The following is a 24,011-nucleotide window of genomic DNA, read 5'->3' as shown; positions in this document are numbered from 1 at the left end:
CCCCAGAGCCCGCTCTCCGGCGCGAACCTGGGCGCCGGACAACGTCGTTCGCCGCCGCCTGTTCCTGTTCCTCGCCGTCGCGTCAGCGCCGGTGAAGGAACCGGCTGCCTAGAAGCCGTCCAGGGCGGTGACCTCGGGACCGGCGTGGCTGGTCTTCGCGGCCGTGGTCACCAAGCGGCGGGCGCCGTGCGACGACGCAGGCGTGATGAGCCTGAGCAGCGCAGGACTCCGTGCCCATGTCCTGAGCTGCTGTACGAAACCTCGGCGGTTCTGGTGCCCGCCTTCTGGCCGCTCGCCGCGTTCGGCCTGTGAGTTGGGAGAAAGCCGACGCGAACCCTCGAAAGGGAGGACGCAGTCGTCAGATGTCCGTGCGGACTCTGAGCGTCCACCTGCGTGCGCCGCCAGACGAAGGTGCCTTCCCGGAGGGCTTCACCAGGGACGCCGGACACGCGGGCGCCCCGGGAGCGGGCTGCTCTTGGGGGGGGGGCGGGGTGGTGATCAGGACGAGTCGCTGCCAGTTGAGGTCACCCAGGAGCGGGCAAGGTGCCGCAGCGTGTCGTCGGAACGGTCGATGATGCCCACCAGCTGCGGCACCCCGTTGAGGTCGTTGCGGCACTTGCGCTCGGAGCCGATGCCGATGCCGACCAGGGCGTCGTGGATGCCGCTGACGTTGCCTTGATGCGTGACCGTCAGCAGGTCCTTGGCTCACAGGTGGGAGATGCGGGCCTCAATTGTCGAGCACGGCGGCGACGGCCTCGATCTCGACGAGCTGATCCTTGTAGCCGAGCACGGTGACGCCCATCAAGGTGCTGGGGACGTCATGGTCAGCGAATGAGTCCCGGACTACCTCCCAGGCAGACACCAGATCCTCGCGCCGGGCCGATGCGACGAGAACCCTGGTACTGATGACGTCCTGGAGAGACGCGCCGGAGGCAGCGAGAGCAGCCTGCATGTTCTCGACTGCTTTCAATGCCTGACCCGCGTAGTCCCCGATCGCTGCGGTCGAGCCGTCGTCGTTGAGGGGACACGCCCCTGCGAGGAAGATCAGGCGGGAGTCGGCGGGCGCCGTGGCCGCATAGGCGTACTCGGCGACGTCGGACAGGGAGGCGGAGCGGATCAGTGTGATGGCACGAGCCACGATCGTCGGGTCCTTTCCCAGGGAGTTGAGCGGGACATCCTGTCAACAACCCGTAGGCACCCGCCTTCCATTTTTCTCGCCACCTCCTGGGCGATGCCGTGCAACTTCTGTGGAGCGGTGAGGTCCGTGTGGGTGAACAGGCCGCGACTGTGATGTGCCACTACGACCGACCGGGTGTCGGTGGGGCAGTCGATAATGCTGGTCATGGCAGATCGCAGTCCGGTGCTCCGGATCATCACCTCAGCCGCGCGGGAGTCTTTGAAGCCGCTCGGCCTGGCCCAGCGTGGGCGGTCGCGGTTGTGGATTGATGATCACGGGTGGTGGCTCGGGGTTGTGGAGTTCACCCCGCCACGGATTGCCGGCAGCGGCCTGTACGTGGGTGCGATGTGGCTGTGGCATGACGTGGACCACCTGGCCTTCCACGTGGACGCGGTCCGGGTCAGCCCCGAGTCGTTCCGCACCGAGGAACAGTTCGCGCCGCTGGCGCTCGAACTCAGTCGGCAAGCAGCCGTGAACGTGACGGCGCTGAGGGAGAAGTTCTCGGCTCTGCCGGACGTTGCCCAGTATCTGACGTCCAGGCCGGTGCGGCGGGGATTCCTCTGGGACAGCTTCGACTCTGGGATCGCAGCCGCTCTGGTTGGGGACCCGGACACGGCCCGCGATCACTTCGAACAAGTCCTTCGGGAGGACGCGCTGGCCCCGTGGGTGGTCGAAGCCCAGGAGAAGGCGCGTACTCTTCACGCGATCGCGGCAGATCGCGACGCCGTGACCGCCTGGGTCACTCAGGCCGTCGACTCCTGCCGGAGCAAGCTGGGCCTGGCTCCAGTGCCGTCTGCGATCGGCTGAACGGACCCGCTCGTCGGACGACAGAGCGGTGGTCAGCTTCCACAGCAGGTCGAAGCCAGCCCGCCTGTACAACTGGCGCTTGATCATTCTGACCCGGCTGACGTGGCCTTCGACGATGCCGGAGTGCCAGGGCAGCGTGAGGCAATGCGGACTTGCCCGCTGAGGGCATCCAGTTCAGGGACGCGCCGCGCAAGCAGCGGCACACCGTCCGGGTCTCCCTGTCGGTCGACCAGGGCAGCACGTACGGAGACGTCTCCGCCCTCGATCCCTGTGCGATCTACGCGCCGGGCGGCAAGGGGCTGGTTTCGTGGGGCTCCACCGAATGGGCCGACGAGCACTGCTGGCTGATCGATGCCGAGCGGCCGGGCGAGTACTCCGTCCTCGCGCGGTCCCATGACGGCGGCCCATGGGATCGGTACGACAGGTCCACCTCTGAGTTCCTCTACCGCGTCCTTGCCGATGTCGATTTCCAGCCGTTCGGGATTGCGCAGTACGACCTCGGCACGATGTTCAAGCCCGGCTCCGGACACCCCTTCGACGGCCAGCCGCTCTGAGGAGAGGCTGGCCGCACAGGGGGTGTCAGGTCCGTTCGGCACCTGACCGGCGCACGCCGGGCAGGTGCACCACGAGGAGGGTGAAGGCGGCCAGCGCGACGTTGCGGGCCGCGGCGTCCAGACCGTTCCAGTCGGACGACTGCCACATGGCGAACCACTCGCCCCCGATCGCGAGGAAGCCCATCCCGAAGAGCAGCAGCACCATCACAAGACCCACCGTGCTCGCGGCGCGGGCGCGGTCGTACACGCCGCGGCGCAGCCCTGTGCACCACCACCAGCCGGCGGCAAGGAGGACCAGTGCGGCCAGGGTCTCCCAGACGATGATGGCGACGTACGCGGCGTTCTGCAGGGCGGGCGATTCGACCGCTCGCCACATCAGGTCAGGGTCCTTGAACGTGGTGTCCATGCTGAGGACGTGCTGGACGAACTGCTGGTTGGTTCCAAAGTCCGTGATGTTCCCGAAGGCGACCAGCGTCATGTAGAGCGCGACGGTCAGCGTCAGCGCGGTCGCCGCGACGGGCGGCGCGCCCAGCCGGAGGAGCCGGTTCGGCCGCCCGGCCGGGGATGTTTCCGGGAAAGGGGCGCCGGAGTCGGTGCCGGCGGGCCGGTGGGACTGTGTCATGGAAGTGCCCTCCCTATGTCTCCCGCGGAGCTGGACCGCGGGTCGTACCATCCCTTCCCCACGTGCGCGCAGGAGACGTGTCGGTTCTGGCACCACGCTGGCGGCGGGAACGGCCGTCTCACCCCGGTCAACGCAGGGGGCAGGCAAGGTACATGGACTGTGCGTGTGCGGCGCCGCCTGCGGCGAGGCCCCGGCGGACGCCGCGGGTGTGAAGCAAGCCACAGGCATGGCGTACTACCTCGAGCCAGGCGTCTGCCGGCCCTCACGGTCGAACCCCGGGCGCGTGACCGGGCCCGCCGCACACGCCTGCTTGGGTAGCTCCCGGACGGACGGCCGCGCGGCTTCGGGTTGCGGGGGCGGCACCTCAAAGGCGTAACACCCGGCCACCGACCGCTCGTACACGAAGATGAAGGTCCGCGGCGGTCCCAGGCCCAGCACTTCCCCGACCACGGTGACCGCCTCGCCCTGCCGCGTCACGCCTACCAAGCCCTTGGCGGGCTTCGCCGGAGGGAGGATTCCGGCGATCTCCTTATCAGTGAGACTGCCGTCGGCCGCCGCCTCGCCCAGCCGGTCGCGGAGCACTTCGACGTTCTCCCTCAGATCCCTGCGCGCCTGAGCCTCGTCACGCGCCGGCTGTGTCTCCAACCAGATCCACCCAGTGATCAGGACGACGAGCAGCACCCCCACAAGGGTCAGACACCCGTTGAGAAGACAGCCACCCGGCGTCCCCGTCCGCACCCCTGCCCGTCTCGCCATGAACCCAGCGTGCACCGCAGGTACACGACAGGACATCCACTCTCCCAAGTCGTGACCTACGCACATCGTCACTACAGCCGGGCGGGCGCTGGGGTGCCGTGCTCAGGACAGGGCACGCGCGTCGGGGCACGCGGCCGCATTGGCGATCCGGTTCCGCCGGGAGCGAGCCCGCCGTGGCGGTAAGCCGGTCGGCGGCTTCAGCGTCGGTCATCAGCACCGCCTGAGCCGGTGGGCGCGTCGCGTCCCGGACGATGTGGACGCGGCCCGGAGCGGGCTGCGAACAGAATGCGGCGTGCCCTACCGTCTCGGGCGCGAAGCTCCCAGGCCTCCCGGAAACGATCTAGGGTGAGGTGCGTGCCCGATTCCGTACACGCTCTCGCCCACCGGCCGTTGACCGTTCCCGCCGTCGCCGAACTCGTCGGTCTGCCGACCGAGCCCCCGGTCCCCGAAGAGGTGGTCGAGGAGGTGGTGCGCCGGCGTGGATGGGGCTGGGAGCACTCCCTGGTCTGCGACTCCCTGGTCACCGGGCACGGCCATGTCCTGTGCAGCGAGAGCTACATCCCCTTCGGGCACCCCGACGCCCGGCATTTCCTGGTCTTCGGCGAGATCTACCCCGTCGATCCGGAGGACGAGGACATGAGCAACGGACGGTGGCTCTTCGACCTCATGGACGACTGGCAGAAGCAGCCCGGCTGGACCGGGACGCGGCCGGCCACGGCCGAGGACTGCGAGGACGTGCTGGCCCGGGCGGCGCAGGCGGTGATCGGACATCTGGGCTCCGACCCCGAGCGGACGATCACCTGCGAGGCGGCTTTCGTCGCCGGCCCCGCCATGACCCACCGCGTCTGGCGCACCCCCACCCACGCCCTGATCCTCGGACCGTCACCCGACAACGGCCCTTACGGCTACCTCACCCACCTCCAGCTCTCCTACACACCGCTCGCCTGCGGCCCCGACCTGCCGCCCGAGCAGGACGAGAACGCCCTGCAGAAGTGGATCACCACTCACGTCGACTGGTGACCACACCGCCGGGCAGACCGCACGGCAGGGGTCAGGCAACCGCAGGACGTTCGACGCCTGGATGGCCGGCCATATCCGCGGTGAGGACGGCTGCACAGGCTGCCGGGGCAAGCGGCCCACCAGCACCACCTGGCAGGCCCGGATGCACACCACCACTACTGTTTCCGCAGGTCAGAGCACGCCGGTGTTCGAGAAAGCAAGGGTGCTTCCGGCGTTCGCGGAAACGGGCCCGGTTCGTTTCCTCGGGTCGGCACGTCTTCCCGCAAATACCGAACCACTCGCTCCCTCCGTTCGCGGGTGTCGCTCCGCCGATCTGATCGGCACAGCGTCGCGGGGTTTCTCGGTACTCCACGGCGCGGCCGATGAGTTTGTGCCTCCCTGCCGGTCCAAGCTCGTGACACCCCAGGAAAGGACATCGCCATGTCGGAGCTTCTCGTCGACTTCATCACCTCCCTCGACGGCTACGCCTCGGGAGAGGGATGGCCCGGGTTCTGGGGCCTCGAGGGCCCGGAGTACCTCGCGTGGCTCGGCAAGCAGCCCGAGGCCACGTACCTGATGGGAGCGAACACCTATCGCCTGATGTCGGGCTTCGCCGCAGGCGGGGTCCCGGACGGCCAGGACGAGTTCAGGCCCGAAGAAGAGGCGTCCGTCGACGAGCTCACGCGAGCGTCCAAGGTGGTGTTCTCCTCCTCGCTCGAGGAGCCACTGACGTGGGCCAACTCCACGCTCGTACGAGACGACGCCGTCGAGGCGGTGCGGGCCATGAAGTCGAGTGGCTCGGGGCTCCTCAGCACGATCGGCAGCCTCAGCCTGTGCCGGTCCCTGCTGCGAGCCGGACTCGTCGACCGCTTCCGGGTCGTGATGTTCCCGGTGATCACCGGGGCCACGGGCGAAGAACGCATCTACGACGGATATCCGGACGTTGCCCTGGAAATGATCGATCACCGCACCTTCGACGGCCGCATCCAACTGGTCGAATACAAGCCCCGTGTACTCGAGCACCCGCCGCTCGGCGCCCCTGCGTGATGCCGCCCCGTCCGCTGCCGTACGGCTGAGCGCGCTACTCGGCCAGGCGGGCCAGATAGCGCGCCCTGTCACACCGGGGGCCCGCGCGCGGATCCCTCCGTACGAGGGCAAGCCCGTGGACCCCACTGACCTCGCCGCGTACCGGTGTCCTGTCAGGCGGCCGTCCCACCAGCGTTCCGGATCAGCTGGTGGGGCATTTTTCAGTGTGGTGACGTAGTAGCACCTCGGCCTCCGCTGCGAGATCGTCCTCGGGGCGGAGGTAGGAGGCAGACCGGGACGCCCCGGGCACAGGCATGGACGGGACTGTTGCGGACAGGATGGGCTGGGTGATCCTCTCCGACACCGTCTACCTGGCAATGGGCCTGGGTGCGCTCGGCGCGGCCGTCGTCCCGAGGCTCGTGTTCAAGCGGCCCCTCTCCACGCCGATGGTCTTCCTGGCCGTGGGCGCGGCCGTGGCGGCGCTGCCGCTGCCCGTGCCGACGGTGGACCCGGTGGCCGACCGGCTCTGGGTCGAGCACGTCACCGAACTGTGCGTGATCGTGTCGCTCATGGGGGCCGGTCTCGCGCTGAACCGGCCCTTCGGCCGGCGCGCGTGGGGCGGGCCCTGGCGCCTCCTCGGCATCAGCCTGCCCCTGACCATCGCCGGGACGGCGCTCGTCGCCGCGCTGCTGCTCGACTGGCCGCCCGCGCCGGCGCTGCTCGTCGCCGCGGTGCTCGCACCGACCGATCCCGTACTGGCGGCGGAAGTGCGGGTGGGTGAGCCCACCGACGCGGAGAACGACGAGGACGAGGTCCGGTTCACCCTCACCGCCGAAGCCGGGATGAACGACGGACTGGCCTTTCCGTTCGTCCTGGCCGCCCTCGCGCTCGCCGCGGCGGCCGGCGACGGATGGTCGGCGGACTGGATCGGACGGTGGCTGCTCGTCGACGTCCTGGTCAAGATCGCGGCCGGGGTGGCGGTGGGGCTCGTGGCCGGACGCCTACTGGGCTGGATGTTCTTCCGCGTGCGGAGGGACGCGCTGCGGCTGTCGGAGCACATGGAGGGGTTCGTCGCCCTGGGTGCCACGTTCGTGGCGTACGGAACGGCCGAACTCCTCCACGGTTACGGTTTCCTCGCCGTGTTCGTGACGGCCTGCACCATCCGGGCGGCCGAGCGCAGCCACGGCTACCACCGTGTGCTGCACGAGTTCACCGAGCAGATCGAACGGCTGCTGACGGTGTGCCTGCTCTTCCTGCTCGGGGGCTACCTCGTGGCCGCCGGTCTGGGGGACCTCACCTGGCAGGGAGCCCTCGTCGCCGTCCTGCTCGTCCTCGTTGTCAGGCCGGCGGCGGGATGGATCGGCCTGCTCGGTTCCCCCCAGGGTCCGAAGGAGAAGACGGTCACCGCCTTCTTCGGCATCCGTGGCATCGGTTCGCTGTTCTACCTCGCGTACGCGCTGGGCCACACCGACGCCTTCGAAACCCACGCGCGGCAGCTCTGGGCGGTGGTCGCCTTCACCGTCCTGCTCTCCGTGATCGTCCACGGTGCCGCCGCGACACCCGTCATCCGTCGCCTCGACCGGCTGCGCCGCTCCTCACCCGCACCCCCGTGAACTTGCCGTCGCCCAGTGAATCCGATGCCCGGGTGCAGGAACGCGGGCAGCTCTTTGGAGGCGGCCTCGACCCTTCCGGTCCAGTCGCCGATGGACGACTGCAGGTCGGGCCACTTGGCCGCCTTCTGCGGGTGGCGTGCTCACGGCCCTTCCTGTTGGTGGTGGAGGGTGCGCAGCCGTTCGCGGGTGGCGGCGGGCAGGCCGGCCACCACGCAGTCCCACGCGTGGTGGAGCATGTCGGTGAGGTCTTCGTCGGGGATCGTGTCGTTGCCCAGGTGCACGGTGAGCCAGTGCCAGCGGCGGCCCTGGTACCAGGGGCGTACGGCCGTGTGCTGTTCGCACAGGTGCAGGGCGAGCTGGGGCTCGCACTTGACGGTGACCTGGTCGGGGTGGGTGGTGGTGGCCGCCGCGAGCATGGCGAAGATGCTGCCTCCGACCTTGTAGACGGGCCTGTTGGGGCCGTACGGCTCTTCCTCCGTCACCTCGGGCAACGCGAGGGCGAGCTCTGCGACCTCTTCGGGGGTCATCGTGATGTCCTTCGTGCGGCGCGGGTTCCCAGGGGCCGCGTTCAGCGGTAGAGGTCGGGGGCGGGCGCCTGGCCGGTGCGCATGTAGTCCTGGAAGTAGCGGACGGAGTCGGGGGCCGATCCGTCGGCGTCGGTGAAGCCGTACTGCCGGGCCAGCGTGCCGACGGACAGGGAGGTGCCGGTGAAGCGGGCCACGTCCGGGTCGGTGGCGAGCGCGGCGACGGCCCGGGCGGTGAAGAGCGGGGTCTCGGAGATCGCGAACGTGGGGTCCACCCCGCAGCCGTCGCGCCAGTTGTCCTCGGTGATGTGGAACGCGTCGAGCATCGCCTCGGTACGCATCCAGCCCGGAGCCAGACCCAGGGCCGTGCAGCCGTACTCCTTCACCTCCTCGGACAGTGCCCACGTCATCCGGAACGGGGCGAACTTGGCGAGGTCGAAGGCGAAGGGGGCACGGTAGTGGCCGCTGTTGAACTCCGCGGTGCCGTCGGTGAGCTCCACCACCAGTCCGCCGGGCCGGCGGATCAGCAGGGGGAGGAGGCAGTGGCTGGTGATGTAGTACGTCTCGATGCCGAGCCGCAGCATGCGCAGCCCGTTGTCGAGGTCGCAGTCCCACATCTTCCTGCCGCGCTCGACGAGGTGCTCCGCGCCCCAGACGGCGTTGACGAGGATGTCCAACCGGCCCTGTTCGCGGTCGATGCGCTCGGCCGGCGCCCGCACCTGCTGCGTCTGGAGGTGATCGACCACGACGGGGATGCCCTCGCCGCCGGCGGCGGTGACCAGCTCGGCGGTCTCCTCCACGGTCCCGGCCGGGCGGCCCGACTTGCCCGCCTTGGCGCGGGTGGAGCGGCCGGTCACGTAGACGGTGGCCCCGGCCCGGCCGAGCTCGACGGCGATCGCCCGGGCCCCGCCGCGGCTCGCCCCCGTGACCAGCGCCACCCTTCCCGCAAGCGCCCTGACTTCGTCGTGGTTCATACGGGTCATTCCTTGTTCGCTCCACGATGGTGATCGGAGTGCGGCACGCGCCCCGGCATGTCGGCCCCGTCCGGATCGGCTGCTGCGGCCTCCCGCGGACCGAGGGGGTGTCACCCGTTCTTGCCTGCGGCGCTGACGCAGAAGGGCTGGCCGGAGGGGTCGAGCAGGACGGTCCAGTGCGTGCCGCCGGGCTGGTGGGCGGGCTTGGTGGCGCCGAGACCGATCGGACGCCGCTCGGCGGCCTCCACGTCGGCGAAGGTCAGATCGAGGTGGAAGACGAGCTCGTCGGCGGGCCAGTCCGGCGCTTTGAAGGACTCGGCGGTGTAGAAGACGTACGTGGTGGTGCCATCGCTGATCATGGCCGCGGTGTCACCGAAGGTCTGGATGACCTGCCAGCCCAGGGCGGCGGCGTAGAAGTCGGCGAGCGCCTTGCCGTCGTGCCCCCAGAAGGCCGCGCACTTCACCGAGCCCGTGGCGGTGCTGCTGTCGTTCTGCGTCACGGTGGTCACCAGGTCTGCTTCTGGGTGACGGCGATGACGTAGCCGTTGGGGTCGGTGAAGTAGAAGAGCTTCTGGCCCTGGTGCTCCATGACGTCCTTCTGGACGGTGACCAGGGGGCGGATGCGCTCGACGTAGGCGTCGAAGTCGTCGACGGCCAGGTAGAACATGCCGAACGCGCCGACCGGGGTGTCCTTCAGAACGGGGAGCCAGCCACGCAGGTGCTCGTCCCGGTAGACCATCAGCGCGAACTCGCCGTCGAAGAGCAGGATGCGCATGTCGTCGTCCGGGTCATTGCCGGCAGGCAGGGCGGTGAAGCCGAGCTTCTCGTAGAAGTCGACGGCCGCCTGAGTGTCGACGACTCCCAGGCACGGAGAGATGGCAGGGGGCTTCATCAGGGATCGCTCCTGACGGGGAAGGTGAGGGGAAGGGGCGGAGCTCCTCGGGGGGCACAAGACCCGCTTCGAGAAGCCCTAGCGGAAGCATGACCTCCATATAGGACAGTGCGCGTCCTATATGGAGCGACCTGCGGAGTTTCACACGAGTGACGGGCGGATTTGATCGCGTGGCGCTGGCACCCGGCAGCTCGGGACGCGGCATGTACAAGATCGGAGCAGGCGTGCCCGATCGGAGCCGCGCTGGTGCGAGAAGCCGACGACGGCGACAAGCCCGTACCGCCGCCCCTGCGCCTTGAGCAGGACATGGGCATCGGCGCCCTCATGCCGGTCGATGCTCGACGGGGCCGGACGTCCCCGGCTTCCGTCCGGCTGCAGCCACGCGCAGTCGACGACCAGCACCGGAGTACTGGTGGTGGCGGCCGGGGGCAGGGAGGGTTCCGCGCAGTACGGCAGCCGCGTCTTCCTGATCCTGCCGGCCCGTCATGGTCCGGGCCTGCGGCATGCCGCTGTCGTGGTGCCGGTGGCCCGGTCGGCCTGGTCGGGGAGTGCGGCCGGGCAGGTGGCGGTGGTGAGCACGGCCTGTTCCTGCATCGTCAGGGGTGGCTCTGCGGTCAGTGGCTGCCTGCTGCCCTGGAGGGTGGCGAGGGCGATGCGGGGGGTCATGATGCGGCTGATCGGGCTGCTGGAGGACAGGACGTCGAAGACCGCCCGGGTGACGGCGGGGCGGGTGGTGGCGGTGTTCATGAGCCGTTCGTGGTTGTGTCTGATGAACCGCAGACCGGCCTCGGGAAGTGTCGTGTTGTGGTAGAGCAGGCCGATGATCTCGCCGACGGTCCACGCCTGGCGGGTCAGGCGGTTGATGGAGCGCTGGACCGCGGGGGTGCTGCCGGGCCGGGAGTCTGCGGCGAGCCCGCGGGCCAGGGCGAGGGCGCTGCGGGCGGCGATGGACATGCCCTGGGCCAGGACCGGATTGTAGGTGGCCGCGGCGTCGCCGAGGACGAGGAACCCGTCGGGCCAGCGGTGGACGGGACCGAAGTGGCGGCGCCGCCAGCGAAGACCACGTACCGCGTGAACGGGACCAGCAGGCTGGGCGGCGGAGAGAAGGTCGCCGAGGAGAGGGTGGCGCAGTCGGTGGGCGAAGGACGTGAACCGGTCCTCGCCCATGTCGTGACGGTCCTCGCCGCCGCCGAGGAGGACCACATGCCACAGCCCGTCCTCGACGGGGGCGAGGATGCCGGCGCGCGGCGGGCCGGGGGTACAGAAGTCCGGCAGCAGCGAGACCAGCGGGAAGGCGGCGGCGCCTGGCGGGGCGTGGAATGCGCGGGTGGCGTAGGTGACCTTCCATCGTCGGGTGGTTTCCCGAACCTTCGGCAGTCCCAGTGATGCGAGCCAGTGCGGGGCGCGGGAGCCGCGGCCGGTGGCGTCGACGACCAGGTCCGCGTGCAGGGTGCTCGTCCGGCCGGTCCGGCGATCGCGCAGCACAGCTCCGGTGACACGGCGCCGATCGCCGAGGAGCCCCTCCACGTGTGTACCGGTCCGCAGGGTGATGCTCGGCTCGGTCAGCACCCGTCTGCGTACGACGTGGTCCAGCAGGTCCCGGCTGCAGGAGAGCGTGTACTGCCCGGCGGGCGCCCTGCTGAGCCATACGTGTCCGGCCAGCCACAGCTGTTCACCGAGGCCATCGGAACGCTGGACACCGTGGGCGAGCCACTGCTCGGTGATGCCGGGAAGCAGTTCCTCCGCCGCCCGCACGCCGCCCGAGCACAGGATGTGAGCGCTTTTGGCCTGGGGCAGGCCGGGGCGGGGCGCAGGCGTGTCCGGAAGGACGTCTCGTTCGACGATGGTGACCCGGTCCATGTGACGGGCGGCCGCCGCCGCTGCCAGGGTGCCGGCCAGACTGCCTCCCAGGACGACGGCGTGGGTGAGTGTCGTCACGGGTGCCTCCTGTCAGGGAATGCCGGGACACCTGCTCGGCGAGTTCGCCGTGGCCATGGGAGGTCTGCTCGTCCCGGCGGGGTACGGGCCTCCGCGCCGCGGTTGCTCATGGCCCGGGCTGCGTGGGGCGTATGGCGCAAGCGGCAGGGCAGGGCGTTCCAGGACCATGCCGCTGCTCGGGCGGTCAGGCGGTACACGGGGTGGACTCCCGCCAGGCCCGGCGCGGTGGCGGCCGGGGAGGGAAGCAGCGTGACCGTCGAGATGAGGCGCTGGAGTCGGTCGAGGGTGCGGTACACCCGCATCCACGGGTCTTCCCGGTGGGCGGAGTGCTGCTCGATGCCGGCGGCCACGGCGGAGTGGGCCACCTGCAGGAGCAAGGCCCGCGGCCACACCAAGAGGAACGAGCAGAGTCCGGACCAGCGACCCCACGCCGTCGCGGCCTCCTGGCCGTGGGGGACGGTCATGGCCGCGTGGCGGGCGTCACGGCGTCCTCGGCTGCGGTGACGCGCGAGGTCGGTGCGGCGATGGCCGTGCCGTCGTCCGTCTTCTCGCAGGGCCCGTCGGCGGGACGGCTTTCGGTGGTGTCGGGCCGCTGGAGGGGGACCGCGCCGTGGCGGCGGTTTCGTCCCGTGTAGTGCTCCAGGGCGGCCCACAGGTCGCGCCGGTCGAAGTCGGGCCACAGGGTGTCGGTGAAGAGCAGTTCGGCGTAGGCGGCCTGCCAGGGAAGGAAGTTGGAGGTGCGCTGTTCGCCACCGGTGCGGATCAGCAGGTCCACGTCCGGCAGGTCGGGCTGGTGGAGGTAGCGGGCGAACGTACGCTCGGAGACGCGGGAGGGGTCGACGTGGCCGGCGACCGCGTCGAGGGCGAGCGTGGCGGCGGCTTCGGTGAGCTCGGCCCGGCCGCCGTAGTTGAGGCACACCGTGAGGTTCAGCCCGGTCCGGGTGTGCGTGTCGCGTTCCAGAGCGGTCAGGGCCGCGGCGAGCTCCGGCGGGACACCCGCCGAGATCCCGGCCCAGCGGATCCGCACGTCCATCGCGGCGATCGCATCGGCGCTGTCCTCCGGGGCGGCGAAGGAGCCGGTGAACAGCTCCATCAGCACGTTGAGTTCGTCTACGGAACGCTTCCAGTTCTCGGTGGAGAGCATGTACACGGTCAGGTGGCTCAGGCCGATCTCGAGGGCGCCGCAGACCACGTCGGTCAGTGACGTCACCAGCCCGGTGCGGTGTCCTTCGGTGCGGGACAGGCCGCGGTCGGTGGCCCACCGGCCGTTGCCGTCCATGATGATCGCCACGTGCCGGGGCAGGCTGTCCGCCGGCAACTTGGGCGGGCGGGCCCCGGAGGGATGCGGCCTGGGCGGCCGGAGAGGCGACGACTGCAGCCCGGCGGCGGTTGACGGCTCCGCCGGCGGGGCCGCGGCGGGCGAGGGGGCCGGCAGGGCCGGCTCGTGCCGGCCGACGGACACCGGGCACAGACTCCACGCCACCGCGGCCCGCAGACGGGCAGAGCTCATGATGCGTACCCGAGCGGTACGGGACAGCGCGGGCCGGCTGCGCCGCAGGGGATTGTCGGCCCGCCGGATGCCGGCCAGCCGGGCCCTGCACAGAGCGGTGACCGTCTGGATGCCGATGCTGAGGGCCGGGTGCAGTCCGCCGGACAGCGGTGCCGCTGTGGTGAACCAGCGCTCGGCCCGTACGGCCAGCTCGTCCACCATGGTCCGTACGGCGGGTGTGCAGCGGCCCGCGAGCAGGTCCTCGGCGCGCACGCCGAACTCCTCGAGGGCCTCGTCGGGCAGCATGACGCGCCCTTGTACGGCGTCCTGGCCGAGGTCTTCGAGGGTGTCGGTGAGGCTGAACGCGTCGAGCCACAACTGCCAGGTGCGCAGTCCCACGCCTCCCAGGTGGTAGGGCACGGGGGCGCCCGGTCCCTCCACCGCCACCAGGTTGCGCAAGGTGCCCATCCAGCCGTTCAGGTCGATGTGCCCGAGACGGACCGGGACGGACATGCCGGCCCCGTTGAGGACCAGGGCGCCCTGCATGACGTACAGGGCGTTGACGGCCTGTGAGTAGCCGCTCCACTCGTCCCAGGTGGTGAAGCGGCGCCCGTCGATGTCCTGGTGGTGGGCGGCCAGTACCCGGTGCCAGCCGGCGGCGGGAAGGTTCCACTGGTGGAGGGTGTGGACGACTGCACGCCGCACGAGGTCGCTGCTGGTTCCCTGACGGAGGTCGTCCTCCAGGTCGGCCACCCACCGCTTGAGCCGGGCCGCGCGGCCTTCCGGGTCGTCCGGGCCGGTGTCGGCGAGGTCGTCGGTGACCCGTCCGCACGCGTACAGCGCCCACATCGCCGGGCGCAACGCGGGCAGCATCAGCTGCGAGACGGCGTACTCCACACCCCCCGCCCGCTGGGTGATCACGCGACAGGCCTCATAGGCCCGGATCAACTCGGGGTCGCGGATGGCGGCCTTGCGGTAGACCGAGGACAACACGAGGGCTCCTTACGGCTCGGCCACAACGGCTCCCGGCGGACGTCGGGAGCCGCTGGGCGGGGGCACTCCGAAACGGCGATGTCGTTCTACGGCGATGTCGTTCCGGCTGCGGACGAAGTGAGTGGGGGAAGAGAGGAGCGGTGGATGAGTTCGGGTGGCGAAGCGGCCGGGAACGGGGTGAGGTGCCTGCGCTTGGCGCGGCGGGCCCATGGCACGTTCCTCGGCCGCTGCGTGTCTTCAACTGCGCAGATCAGCGGCGCGCAACGGCTGGGTCCGTGCCGTCACCCGAATGCGGTCCGCGAGGGTTGCCGGCAGCACGTCGACAGCTCGCCTGGCGTGGCCCGTGCCGTCGGGTGGCGGGTGGCGAGTGGCGAGTGGCGGGTGTCGGCCGGCGAGTCGCTTCACTTCGCGGGCCGCCGAGGGCTGCCGGCCACCGGAGGGAAAGGGGGCGGGCGCGGGTCAGCGCAGGAACTTGAGCTTTCCGGCGGCCCGCAGGCTGTGCAGTCCCCTGCCGGTGCAGCTGCTGACGTCGCTGGTGGGCGTGGCGGTGCCGGACAGGGTCGTGCCTTGGAGCGCTCCGGCGGTGACCTTCCCGCCCAGGAGGGCGTCGCCCGGGTTGTAGCTGCTGACGGCGCGTCGCGCTCCCTGGATGGTGGAGGTGTCCGTCTTACGGCCGGCCGCGTCGTACCACGTGATGGTGGCGGATCCCTTGATGTCGCGGGCGCTGGTGCAGCCGGCCTGCGCGGTGCCCTGCGTGGTGAGGGTGCCGCTGTGCAGGCGCGCGACGCGCTTGCCGTGGGCATCGGTGCAGCCGGTCAGCCGGAGGGTGGCGGTGATGCGCGTGGAACGCTGCCGGAGCGTGAGCGGAGGTGTGAACGTGATGGGCCGGTCCGCGGAGGTCGACACCCTGCACGTCAGAGCGGCGGAGCGCGCATTGGCCGGGGCGGCGGTCAGGGGTACGTGTGCGGAGGCCGGGGTGGGGGCGGCGAGGGCGGCGGCCATGACGAACGCGGCGGCCATCGAGTGGCGGCGCGGAGTGTTGCTGGTGCCCATGAGGCTGGTCATGCGGTGGTGTTCCCTTCACGTGGGGAGGACGGTTCGGGCGCGGCGGTGTCGATCGCGGAGCTGCCGGGGCGGGGAGCGGGAAGTGCGCGGGCATGAGCCGGCGGGTTCGGCCAGAGGTGGGCGAGGGGACGGGGCAGCCACCAGTTGCGGTGTCCGAGCAGCTGCATCAGGGCGGGCACGACCACGAGCCGGATGAGAGTGGCGTCCAGCAGGACCGCGACCGCGACGAGGAAGCCGAGCTGCTGGATCTCCTGGCGGTGGGTGGTGACCAGTCCCGCGAAGACGAGGGCCATGACGGCGGCCGCGAGGGTGATGGGCCGGGCTGTCGAGCTCACGCCCTGGGCGACCGCCTCACGGCAGATGTGCCCCTTGCGATAGAGCTCGGTGATGCGGTGGACGAGGAACACCTCGTAGTCCAAGGACAGACCGAAGACGACCGTCAGGGCCAGCAGCGGCACGCCGTAGTGCACCTGGTGCCCCATGACCTCGACGAGCAGGCCCAAGGCGGCAGCGGTGGACAGCAGGTTCATGGCGATCGCCTTCAAAGGCAGGAGCAGACTGCGGAAGACGACGAGCATGAGCACGAAGGCGCCGATCAGGACCAGCACGGCGACTTGCCACATGGCACGGTCGGTGGCGTGCCGCAGATCGACGATGACGGCCGACTGACCACCACGCAGAACTGTCTGACCGGGCGGCAGCGTACGGACCGCCATCTGGTGAACGTCATCGATGAGCGCGCCGGCCGCGGGGTGGTCCACCGGGATTCCGTCGGCCACGGCGACCACGGTCAGGTCCCTGCCGTTGTCCAGCGCGATCGCCGCCGTCACCCGCGGATCGGCATGGAGCGCCTCCGTCAGCTCCAGCGTGTCGACCGGGCCGTGGCCGGGTGGGTGCGGCAGGGCCAGGAGCGTCACGTTCGCCAGATGGTCCTTCTCCATCTGCACCAGCGCGACGCCTGCCTCCGTATGCGCAAGCGAGGCCCGGTCCAGATCCACGCCCAGCCGCAGCCCCGTCGCCGGCACGGCCACGGCGCCGAGCAGAACCACCGCACCGATCAGGTACGGCCACGGCCGGCGCATCAGATGACGAGCCCACCGCACCCAGGGAGCGGAACCGGCACCGGCCCGCCGGACGCGGCCGCGCGACAGCAGCGGGTCGAGACGAGGCAGCAACAGGGGCAACAAGGTCGTCGCGACCGCGGCCGTGACGACAGTGGCCAGGACGGCCGCCAGGGCGAGCGTCCGGATGAACGCCAGCGGTGCCGTCAGCAGCGCCGCATTGGTGACGACGACCGCTCCGGCACACCACAGCACCGCCCGTCCGGCCGTGCTCACCGCCCGGGCGGCGGCCTCGTCCGGGGCGCAGCCCTCGTCACGACTCTGGCGGTAACGGGTCATCAGCAACAACGAGTAGTCGAGCCCCAGACCGAGACTGACGGTCGTGGCCACGACCAGCGTCATCGTGTCCACGGGTACGACCCAGCTCAGCGCGGCCAGCGCCCCCGCACTGACCACAACACCGACCCCGGCCGCGACGAGGACCAGCACGGCGGCCCCGGCGTACCCCAGCCCGAACACCACGAGCGCCAACGCGGCCGGAACCGTCACCGCTTCGACGAACCGCAGATCGCGTAGATCCGTGGCGATGAGTTCGCTCAGCACGGGTGTCGGGCCGGTGACCGCCACCGTGACGCGGCCCCCGGAGCCGGCCGCCACCGCGCGCCGGGCCGCTTCGCCGACCACAGGAATCGTCGTCAGCCGCTCCTCCGCCGGACCTCGCAGACCCACCAAGAGATAAGCGTGCCGGGCGTCCTGCCGCGGGTGGTGGGGCACGGCGAGGACGTGGCCCGCCCCGGGCACGGCCGTCACAGCCTGCGCCGCGGAGGACATCGCCTGCTGGTACGCCGCGTCGTCATGCGTCAGCGTCCGTGAGGAGAAGGCGAGAACGATCTGCTCGCCGCCCAGCTCCGGCATGCGCTCCTCGATGACTTCGGCGGCACGCTCCGACGAACTGCCGTCCGCGATAAGGGGCGCCCCACTCCTGAGCTGCCCGACGTTCACGGGCACGACCAGCGCAGCGGCCACGACCGTGACGACCCACGCGAGCAGAAGCCACCGCGTCGACAGCGCGCGGAGCCGGGAGCCGGCCCCTCGCTCGGACCGGGCCGCGACATCCTCGTTGGCAGGCACGACTCGATCAACGATCGCCACCTCACAACGTCCCGCACCGTCCCCGAAACGTGTCTGGTTCACACATGCGGGGGTGCCTCCCTTGACCTCGGCCTGCTCCTGCGCCCCACCAGTCGCGCAAGGCGGTGCGGCGGCCGGAACGACCACGGAGAAGGCCACCTCGTTCGTGCCGCGCACCGGCATCGCCTGGGACATCTGCCGCAGGACTCGGGCGCCGGTCCTCGTAGCGGGCATCAACGAGTGGCCGTGGCCGGACATTGGAGCCCGCAGCGTCCTCGGCCACCAGCTCGTCCACCGCCACCGCCACCGCCCCCAAGGGATCACGGAAGGCCCGGCCCTCCAGCACGGCATAGCCCGCAATTGCGTCGCAGTTCCGCAGCACCAGGATCCGCGACCCCGGCTTCCACGTGGCCTGGGGAACAAGCCGGTTCCAGCTGACGTGCCGCCCATGAGTCGAGGGGCGTTGAGCGCGGGCACTGATGTACGGACGCACCATCGCCGGCAGATCCGCCATTGGGCCACTGCCCACACCCGCGAGGCAGGAGCCGTACCTGCCCGACGCCGCTGAAACCTGCTCGACGCCGGCTCTGCCGAGCTGGCCCGTATCACAGCGCACAGAACAGACATCGAGATCCACTTCCGATGCACGCCTTGGAGAAGCGCTTGCGGGGCCACGCCGTCGCCGAGCACGAGGGGCGGAATGGCTCAGCGGAGAGGGAGGCCGGCGAGCGCGGTCGGCGCCATCCCCGTGGTCCGTGGAGGCTGCGCACCCGTCCGGCCGCGTCGCGGTGGGGAATGGGTTCGGCGGGCGGTTCGCTGGTAGGGCGCACACCCCGGTCCGCGAGGAGGTGGAGCAGGCGCAAGGTGCGCGGGCAGTTCCTGATGTGGGCCGGCACCGGGATGCTGATGCGGTCGGACCCGAAGCGGTCGGCGATCGAGTCCGGCCAGCCGACGGCGTCGCGTTCGGTCAGGCGGGGAAGGTGAGCATCCGGGCGATCGCCCGGGCCAGGCGGTCGTCCTCCAGCTGGTCCCAGACGTGGTCGGTGGGCGCCGTCGGGCGCGCGGCGGCGAGGTTCAGCATCCGCACCGGCGCCACCTCAGGGTGGCGGCCGAAGCCGGCATGCAGGCCCGCGCCGTGCGCCACGGCGCGAAGCCAGCCGAGCATCCCGTCGTAGCCACACGGATCCCGCTCCCCCGGATACCAGCGCTCGAGCGCGTCCCCCAGTCGGGCTTGAAATCCCCCGCGGCCACCAGCATGTCCAGCACAAGAGGCGCGAACGTGCGGGCCTCGACCTGCGGGTCGGTGAAACGGGCCGCCATCTCGTCCCCCAGCTCCAGCCGCCGGGACACCTCGATGGCCCCGCGAGCTATCCAGGTCGCGAGGACGGTGTACGGCGCACCGTCGGACCAGCGGATCGGGGTCGGCCAGGGCGCGGGACAGCTCGCGGGTGAGGACGTCGATGGGCTGGCCCACGGGGCTCGGCTCAGTCAGCGGCCTCGACGCTCTTCCCATCGATCAGGACGGGCAGAGTAGATCCTCACCAGCCGAGATGCCGACAGAGATGGGCAGACCCGTCCGCTCAGTGATCAAGTGAATCTTTGAGTCGTACTCGCCTCGGTCCATAGGTTTCGGACCGGTCAGGCCTCCCAGAGGTCGGGCAGTCATGGGTCCGGCAGCGCAACTGGCTCCGGCGGCTTCTGAGGACCTCTGAACCGGCCCTGGTCACCGACAGATCCCGACGTGAGGTCGACCCGGTGGCGGTGACTGACTTTCGGCCGTCAGGCCCCGCTCGCCCTCGCCCAGCTGCGGTGTGGGGACGCCTACGCGCGGCTCGCCGCTGGCTTTGGCATCGGTACCGGCGTCGCGACCCACCGATCCGTACGGCCGACTGTTGTGGGCCAAGGCCGTTACCGAAAGGAGCGGGCCGTCTCCTCGCTTCCCGTGATCCTCGGCGTTCCGCGGGCACCGCCTCCAGCAGGGATGGAATGGCGATGGACGGCGACGGAAGGAACCCGCCTATAAACCGGGCGAATGAGGGAATCTGGGGGATCTCGGAGCAGTACCGCTCCGGCTCGCGCTCCGTGTGCCGGTGGTCTGCCCCTGTTGACGGCTCGCGGGAAGCGCGCCGGGAGGGCGTTGCAATCCGAGGGCGTGTCAGCATCGATGCAAACCCGACTCCAGCCCATGTGGGAATTCTGGTTCGCGCCCATTCACAGGAGCGTTGGGGCAGGGACGAATCGACTTTCGGAGGTTGCTCCGTGACGGAACAGCAGCAGACAGGCACTGTGCGCGCGACCGACCGCATCGCCATCTATCTGAACAGGCGGACGGTGAAGCGTCTGGACATCCCCGTGCCGCACACCATGGGGACGCACAACGACGGCTGGCGGCTCGACTTCACCGGTACGGGAAAGCTGAAGCTCATCGCGCTCGAAGGCCACAACGACTTCATCGACGTCAAGGTCGGTGACTTTCTGCTCGCCAGCGGAGAGGACCTTTTCGTCTCACTGCAGGGAAGCGCGTGAGCATGAGTACCGCAGGCTGCCACAAGGAAATGGAGACGCTCTGATGGCCGACACCGTCCAGGTCCTCAAGTCCATCGCCGCGACGATGAAGGCGGTGGTCACACCGCAGCCCGGCGGCTGTGCCTTCAACGGCACCATCACGCCTGCTCCGGGAAACGTCGACATCGTGGAGATCCTCAAGGGTCAGCTCGATCTGACTTTCCTCACGAAGGATGTGCGGTACGCCGATGCCAAGCCGGCGGAGGCGGTCACACCTGCCGGGCTGGAAGGGGCCATCCTCGGCGGGCAGCCGCTGTCCGGCGTCACCCCGCCGGCGGGTGTCGGGGGCCTTCTCGGGCAGCTCAGCGGTACGGTACCGATGCTCAGCGAGACCGAGGTGCCTGTTCAGCTGGACGTCGAATGGTCCGTGCAGGACGAAAACGGCCAACCCCTCGACCGGGAGAAATGGAACGTCACGCAGGGCGAGTTGTCCGACACCGGTCCCACTCCCACGATCAAGGGTACCGATATCGCCGTCGCCCTGAAGCCGGAGGTTCAGGAACTGACCACGACCAATCTCGCTCCACCGCCCGTCAAGCGTCAGCTCAAAGCTCGAGTCATGCTCAAGGTCCTCGACAAGAGCACCGAATGGATCGACCTTCCGGCTGTCCCCGTCCTGGTCCCCACGCTCGCGCTTCCGAAGCTCCTCGCGGCATTCCGCCACGGAAACTTCCAGGCCAAGTCCGACGACGAGGACGGCTTCGTCTTCATTCTTGTTCCCGGCAACTCTCCTCTGAGGAGCATCGAGCAGCTCAACGCGACGCTCTCGACGCTTCAGACAGCCGTGAGTTCCCTGAAGTCCTTCGCCAGTTTCGCGACGTTTCTGCTCCGACTGGACGCACTGGTCGGCAGCCTGGCCGCGAGCCCGTACTTCGCCTTCGCCGCCGCCGATGCCATCCCTGACCTGAACGAGACTACAGTGATCCAGAACGACTGGTTCACGAACGACATCGAACTCGAAGACGAATTCAGCTCGATGATCTTCATCGGCCCCGCAGGCAAGGTGCTCGACTGCTTCTGTGAAGTCAACTTCAATAACGAAAACGGTCACTTCAAGTTGACGATCGGGCCGGACTTCTTCACAGTCATCAGAGATCTGACCCACCAGCACACGAATCCCGTCTCCGATCCGGGCGGCATGGTGCAGGTGGTCAAGGCTCCGTCGAACCCGACGGGCACGAACTCCTTCAACGACTTCCTGACATCTCTCAGGTTCCTGTGAAGTCTCGGGCCCCTGCGGAGCAATCGCTCCGGGTGACGGTCCCCGGCCCGGCCCACTGGACACTCACCGTCGACGGGTCGTCGTACCCTCTCGACGCGAGAATCCCCGTGGCCGCGGGCCGGCGGCACGTCGAACTCCGCTGCGCGGCCGGCTGGCCCACCGGCCGCGCCGAAGGAACCCTGACCTGCACGCCATACGTTCCGACAGGGGCCACTGTCCACCTCGTTCTCCCCTGCGCCGGCCGCGGCAGGCAGAGCAGCCCCCAGTGAAACTCGACCACGCTCAGCTCGGGCGACGACCTGAGCTGCCCGTGAGCGACACAGCAGAGGCTCTGGCCGTGTGGGGTCCGGTCTTCGCCGACGCCGACGACCGCCTGCTCTCGCCGGAACAGGCGGAGGTCTCCCTTCCGGTCGCAACTGATCCGGGTCATGCTGCGCGACCGAGGCGCTCGGCGCCGGCTCGTGAGGGGGAACTCGCTCAGCGTGTACGTGGGGTGGAACCGGTATGTGTACGGGGGCAGCGAGGGCCCCGTGATGACGCCGTCGCCCGTACACGGGAACTCGGCCTGATCCCAGAACCGCTGCCGGCCGACGCCGAACCGGTTCCGACGCGACTGCGCCCGGCTCAGCCCAGGTCGAGCGCGTTGCGCAGGCCGAGTCGGTGGCGCAGCCGGTCGTGGCGCTTGAGTCCTTCCATCTCGGGGGCGCGGAAGAGCGGTCGTACCGTGCAGCGCGTGGCGGTCGAGGCCGTTCGGTCGAGCAGGGCGTTGACGGCCTGGCGGGCGGAGGCGTTGGCGCCTTCCATGGTCGCCAGGTCGATGTCGACGGCCACGTAGTCGCCGGCCAGGTACAGGTTGGGGATCCGGGTGGCGGCCTGCGGCCGGTTGTGGAACGTGCCGACCGGATGGATGAGGAGCTGGTCCTCGTTGGTCGGGTGGGGTGTGCCGAGGCCGTCGACGCCCGGGTCGAGGAACCAGGAGTGCAGCGCGGAGTCCTTCAGCACCGTACGGCCCGCGTCGTTGAACGCCGCCTTCAGCTGCGCCCACACCTCGCGGGCGACCTCGGTGCGGGTGCACTGCTTGGCCGTCCTGCCGTAGAGGATGCCGGGTCGGTCCCACTCCGAGATGTCCACGGAGAGGCAGTCGACGGCGGCACCGTCGCCGTAGTCGGCGGGGAAGTCGCGGGACGGCCAGTGGCCTGCCTGCTGGATCGCCGTCAGGGACCAGGGCGAGTCGATGAGGTTGGCGTGTCCGGCGAGCAGCGGTGCGCGCTCGGTCAGGTAGAACTGGATGCCCGTCATCCAGTCCGTCTCCAGCCTGTCGCACCGCGCCAGCTGCGGATCGGCCGCCCGCAGCGCCGCGCCCCAGGTCCGCCGGGCGTGCTCCACGGGGATGGCGCAGATGTAGTGGTCGGCGGTCACCGAGCGGCGAAGGCCCTGCGGATCCTCGACGACGGCTGCCCCGACCCGGCCGGTTCCCGCGTCGTAGGCCAGCTCGCGCAGGGTCCAGCCGATACGGAACTCCACGCCCATCCCCGAGAGATGAGCCACCCAGGGGTCGATCCAGGCCTCGTTCGTGGGCAGGTTCAGGATCCGGTCGAGGGGCCCGTCGGCGCCGCGCCCCAGGGCGTTGAAGACGAAGGCCTCCAGGAGTGTGGCGACCGTACGCGTACTGGCCTCCTCGGCCTTCGTCGCGACGATGTTGCGGGTCAGTCCGACAGCCAGGATGCGCTGGTAGTCGTAGCTCATCCGCTCGGCCGCCAGGAAGTCCCACCAGGGCGTCCGCTCCCATTCCTCGTCGCGCCGCTCGTCACAGCTGGTCAGGAAGACGAGGAAGCGGTTGACGAAGTACGCGGTCTCGCGGAGCGGGATGGAGTGGGCGGTGTCCAGGGCGGCGGTCATGGCGCGGCGGATCTCGTCGAGGGTGAGCTCGGCGGGACGGTGGCCCGGCCACGGGAGCGGGATGCGCAGATCTTCGCGGCCCGTGCGGGCGAAGGACATCTCCGCCGGGGCGACGAGGTTGTCCCAGACGCCGTTGGCGTTTCCGGGGAACGGGATGCGCCGCAGGGTGTCGGGAAGGTTGTGGTAGATGCCGGGGATGAACCGGAAGCCGTGTTCGGCGGGGAGCGCGCGCCGGCCGCCGCGCGCGCTGTCCGGCACGTCCATGGAGCGGGCCTTGCCGCCCAGCGCCCGGCGTTCGTAGACGGTGACGCGGAAGCCGCGTTCGGCCAGTTCGTGGGCGGCGGTCAGGCCGGCGACCCCGCCGCCGAACACCGCCACGGACTGCGGTGCGGACTGCGGTGCGGACGGCCCGGCCGCGACGGCCGGTACGGCGCCGAGGCCGAGGCCCCCCGTGGCGGCCGCTCCGGTCACGGCGGCCGCGCCCGCCACGAAGGTGCGTCGTGAGTTGCCCATACGGTCCATCCCCAGCCCCTTTACCGGCGGTAACCCGACGTCCGGCGCAGGAGCATAGGGCGGTCCCGCGAGTCCCGGAAGGCACACGCGCGCGCGATTCACACATGGCGCGATTCCGCCCCCTTCAGCCGCCCACACCCGCAGACGCCGCGTGTCGGCCGCCTGGCGTTGATCGATCACACTGCGGTCCG

General features: G+C 70.1%; 20 protein-coding genes and 1 pseudogene. 8 read left to right on the top strand and 13 right to left on the bottom strand.

Annotated features, from left to right (window positions below; translation table 11 throughout):
- Window positions 1–727: 727 nt before the first annotated feature.
- Window positions 728–1,138 carry a RidA family protein gene (locus tag ACFY7C_RS21040; protein WP_389652559.1) on the bottom strand — a complete coding sequence of 137 codons (411 nt, stop codon included), beginning with the start codon at window positions 1,136–1,138 and terminating at the stop codon, window positions 728–730.
- A 204-nt stretch (window positions 1,139–1,342) separates the two neighbouring features.
- On the opposite strand from ACFY7C_RS21040, the gene ACFY7C_RS21035 reads away from it, so the two are divergent.
- The gene (locus ACFY7C_RS21035) at window positions 1,343–1,984 is read left to right on the top strand and encodes a hypothetical protein (protein ID WP_389652556.1); all 642 of its coding nucleotides are present in this window, start codon (window positions 1,343–1,345) and stop codon (window positions 1,982–1,984) included.
- 152 nt (window positions 1,985–2,136) lie between these two features.
- On the top strand, window positions 2,137–2,538 hold the full coding sequence (locus ACFY7C_RS21030) for a hypothetical protein (protein WP_389652553.1): 402 nt from the start codon (window positions 2,137–2,139) through the stop codon (window positions 2,536–2,538).
- 25 nt (window positions 2,539–2,563) lie between these two features.
- On the opposite strand, the gene ACFY7C_RS21025 is transcribed toward ACFY7C_RS21030, so the two are convergent.
- On the bottom strand, window positions 2,564–3,160 hold the full coding sequence (locus ACFY7C_RS21025) for a DUF2165 domain-containing protein (protein WP_389652550.1): 597 nt from the start codon (window positions 3,158–3,160) through the stop codon (window positions 2,564–2,566).
- A 234-nt stretch (window positions 3,161–3,394) separates the two neighbouring features.
- Complete coding sequence (locus tag ACFY7C_RS21020) at window positions 3,395–3,841, bottom strand: hypothetical protein (protein WP_389652547.1); 447 nt, start codon at window positions 3,839–3,841, stop codon at window positions 3,395–3,397.
- Window positions 3,842–4,270: 429 nt separating this feature from the next.
- On the opposite strand from ACFY7C_RS21020, the gene ACFY7C_RS21015 reads away from it, so the two are divergent.
- From ACFY7C_RS21015 to ACFY7C_RS21005, 3 genes are all read left to right on the top strand, one after another.
- The gene (locus ACFY7C_RS21015; RefSeq protein ID WP_389652544.1) at window positions 4,271–4,936 is read left to right on the top strand and encodes a hypothetical protein; all 666 of its coding nucleotides are present in this window, start codon (window positions 4,271–4,273) and stop codon (window positions 4,934–4,936) included.
- A gap of 420 nt (window positions 4,937–5,356) precedes the next feature.
- Entirely contained in the window at window positions 5,357–5,962 is a 606-nt protein-coding gene (locus ACFY7C_RS21010; RefSeq protein ID WP_389652541.1) for a dihydrofolate reductase family protein, read from the top strand.
- 317 nt (window positions 5,963–6,279) lie between these two features.
- Window positions 6,280–7,554 carry a cation:proton antiporter gene (locus ACFY7C_RS21005; protein ID WP_389652796.1) on the top strand — a complete coding sequence of 425 codons (1,275 nt, stop codon included), beginning with the start codon at window positions 6,280–6,282 and terminating at the stop codon, window positions 7,552–7,554.
- Window positions 7,555–7,694: 140 nt separating this feature from the next.
- Here ACFY7C_RS21005 and ACFY7C_RS21000 read toward each other — a convergent pair whose 3' ends face one another.
- The 9 genes from ACFY7C_RS21000 to ACFY7C_RS20960 form a co-directional block, all read right to left on the bottom strand.
- Window positions 7,695–8,081: an MmcQ/YjbR family DNA-binding protein gene (locus ACFY7C_RS21000; RefSeq protein ID WP_389652538.1), complete on the bottom strand. Its 387-nt coding sequence runs from the start codon at window positions 8,079–8,081 to the stop codon at window positions 7,695–7,697.
- 41 nt (window positions 8,082–8,122) lie between these two features.
- Window positions 8,123–9,052 carry an SDR family oxidoreductase gene (locus ACFY7C_RS20995; RefSeq protein WP_389652535.1) on the bottom strand — a complete coding sequence of 310 codons (930 nt, stop codon included), beginning with the start codon at window positions 9,050–9,052 and terminating at the stop codon, window positions 8,123–8,125.
- 110 nt (window positions 9,053–9,162) lie between these two features.
- Window positions 9,163–9,561: a VOC family protein gene (locus ACFY7C_RS20990; protein ID WP_389652532.1), complete on the bottom strand. Its 399-nt coding sequence runs from the start codon at window positions 9,559–9,561 to the stop codon at window positions 9,163–9,165.
- Complete coding sequence (locus ACFY7C_RS20985) at window positions 9,558–9,944, bottom strand: VOC family protein (protein ID WP_389652530.1); 387 nt, start codon at window positions 9,942–9,944, stop codon at window positions 9,558–9,560. Before ACFY7C_RS20985 ends, ACFY7C_RS20990 begins: the two co-directional genes overlap by 4 nt.
- Before the next feature lie 483 nt (window positions 9,945–10,427).
- Window positions 10,428–11,882 (bottom strand): NAD(P)/FAD-dependent oxidoreductase, encoded by a 1,455-nt coding sequence (locus ACFY7C_RS20980; RefSeq protein WP_389652527.1) that lies wholly within the window; start codon window positions 11,880–11,882, stop codon window positions 10,428–10,430.
- A 460-nt stretch (window positions 11,883–12,342) separates the two neighbouring features.
- Window positions 12,343–14,364, bottom strand: a complete 2,022-nt coding sequence (uppS, locus tag ACFY7C_RS20975) for a polyprenyl diphosphate synthase (RefSeq protein WP_389652524.1) — start codon at window positions 14,362–14,364, stop codon at window positions 12,343–12,345.
- Window positions 14,365–14,823: 459 nt separating this feature from the next.
- Window positions 14,824–15,429, bottom strand: a complete 606-nt coding sequence (locus ACFY7C_RS20970; protein ID WP_389652521.1) for a hypothetical protein — start codon at window positions 15,427–15,429, stop codon at window positions 14,824–14,826.
- Complete coding sequence (locus ACFY7C_RS20965; RefSeq protein ID WP_389652518.1) at window positions 15,426–17,621, bottom strand: MMPL family transporter; 2,196 nt, start codon at window positions 17,619–17,621, stop codon at window positions 15,426–15,428. The genes ACFY7C_RS20970 and ACFY7C_RS20965 overlap by 4 nt, the downstream gene beginning before the upstream one ends.
- A 967-nt stretch (window positions 17,622–18,588) precedes the next feature.
- On the bottom strand, window positions 18,589–19,134 hold the full coding sequence (locus ACFY7C_RS20960) for a DUF2785 domain-containing protein (RefSeq protein WP_389652515.1): 546 nt from the start codon (window positions 19,132–19,134) through the stop codon (window positions 18,589–18,591).
- Window positions 19,135–19,371: 237 nt separating this feature from the next.
- Here ACFY7C_RS20960 and ACFY7C_RS20955 point away from each other — a divergent pair.
- The 3 genes and pseudogenes from ACFY7C_RS20955 to ACFY7C_RS20945 all read left to right on the top strand — a co-directional run.
- Window positions 19,372–19,488 (top strand): annotated as a pseudogene (locus tag ACFY7C_RS20955) (IS5/IS1182 family transposase); the annotation flags it as partial.
- Window positions 19,489–19,880: 392 nt separating this feature from the next.
- Window positions 19,881–20,147, top strand: coding sequence for a hypothetical protein (locus tag ACFY7C_RS20950; protein ID WP_389652512.1), 267 nt, complete (start codon window positions 19,881–19,883; stop codon window positions 20,145–20,147).
- 43 nt (window positions 20,148–20,190) lie between these two features.
- Window positions 20,191–21,408, top strand: a complete 1,218-nt coding sequence (locus tag ACFY7C_RS20945) for a hypothetical protein (RefSeq protein ID WP_389652509.1) — start codon at window positions 20,191–20,193, stop codon at window positions 21,406–21,408.
- A 624-nt stretch (window positions 21,409–22,032) separates the two neighbouring features.
- On the opposite strand, the gene ACFY7C_RS20940 is transcribed toward ACFY7C_RS20945, so the two are convergent.
- Complete coding sequence (locus ACFY7C_RS20940; protein WP_389652506.1) at window positions 22,033–23,829, bottom strand: FAD-dependent oxidoreductase; 1,797 nt, start codon at window positions 23,827–23,829, stop codon at window positions 22,033–22,035.
- Window positions 23,830–24,011: the final 182 nt, after the last annotated feature.

Origin of the sequence: Streptomyces sp. NPDC012769, assembly GCF_042901205.1 — a bacterium.
GTDB lineage: Bacteria > Actinomycetota > Actinomycetes > Streptomycetales > Streptomycetaceae > Streptomyces.
Note: the sequence above shows the minus strand (reverse complement) of the source record. Positions and strands in the feature narration are given on the sequence as shown.

Bases quoted from the DNA above. Each gene is read 5' to 3' on its own strand.
- ACFY7C_RS20945 (WP_389652509.1), top strand. From the start codon at position 20,191: ATGGCCGACACCGTCCAGGTCCTCAAGTCCATCGCCGCGACGATGAAG.
- ACFY7C_RS20995 (WP_389652535.1), bottom strand. From the start codon at position 9,052: ATGAACCACGACGAAGTCAGGGCGCTTGCGGGAAGGGTGGCGCTGGTC.
- ACFY7C_RS20970 (WP_389652521.1), bottom strand. From the start codon at position 15,429: ATGACCAGCCTCATGGGCACCAGCAACACTCCGCGCCGCCACTCGATG.
- ACFY7C_RS21000 (WP_389652538.1), bottom strand. From the start codon at position 8,081: ATGACCCCCGAAGAGGTCGCAGAGCTCGCCCTCGCGTTGCCCGAGGTG.
- ACFY7C_RS21005 (WP_389652796.1), top strand. From the start codon at position 6,280: ATGGGCTGGGTGATCCTCTCCGACACCGTCTACCTGGCAATGGGCCTG.
- ACFY7C_RS20985 (WP_389652530.1), bottom strand. From the start codon at position 9,944: ATGAAGCCCCCTGCCATCTCTCCGTGCCTGGGAGTCGTCGACACTCAG.
- ACFY7C_RS20960 (WP_389652515.1), bottom strand. From the start codon at position 19,134: ATGGGAAGAGCGTCGAGGCCGCTGACTGAGCCGAGCCCCGTGGGCCAG.
- ACFY7C_RS20940 (WP_389652506.1), bottom strand. From the start codon at position 23,829: ATGGACCGTATGGGCAACTCACGACGCACCTTCGTGGCGGGCGCGGCC.
- ACFY7C_RS21035 (WP_389652556.1), top strand. From the start codon at position 1,343: ATGGCAGATCGCAGTCCGGTGCTCCGGATCATCACCTCAGCCGCGCGG.
- ACFY7C_RS21025 (WP_389652550.1), bottom strand. From the start codon at position 3,160: ATGACACAGTCCCACCGGCCCGCCGGCACCGACTCCGGCGCCCCTTTC.
- ACFY7C_RS21010 (WP_389652541.1), top strand. From the start codon at position 5,357: ATGTCGGAGCTTCTCGTCGACTTCATCACCTCCCTCGACGGCTACGCC.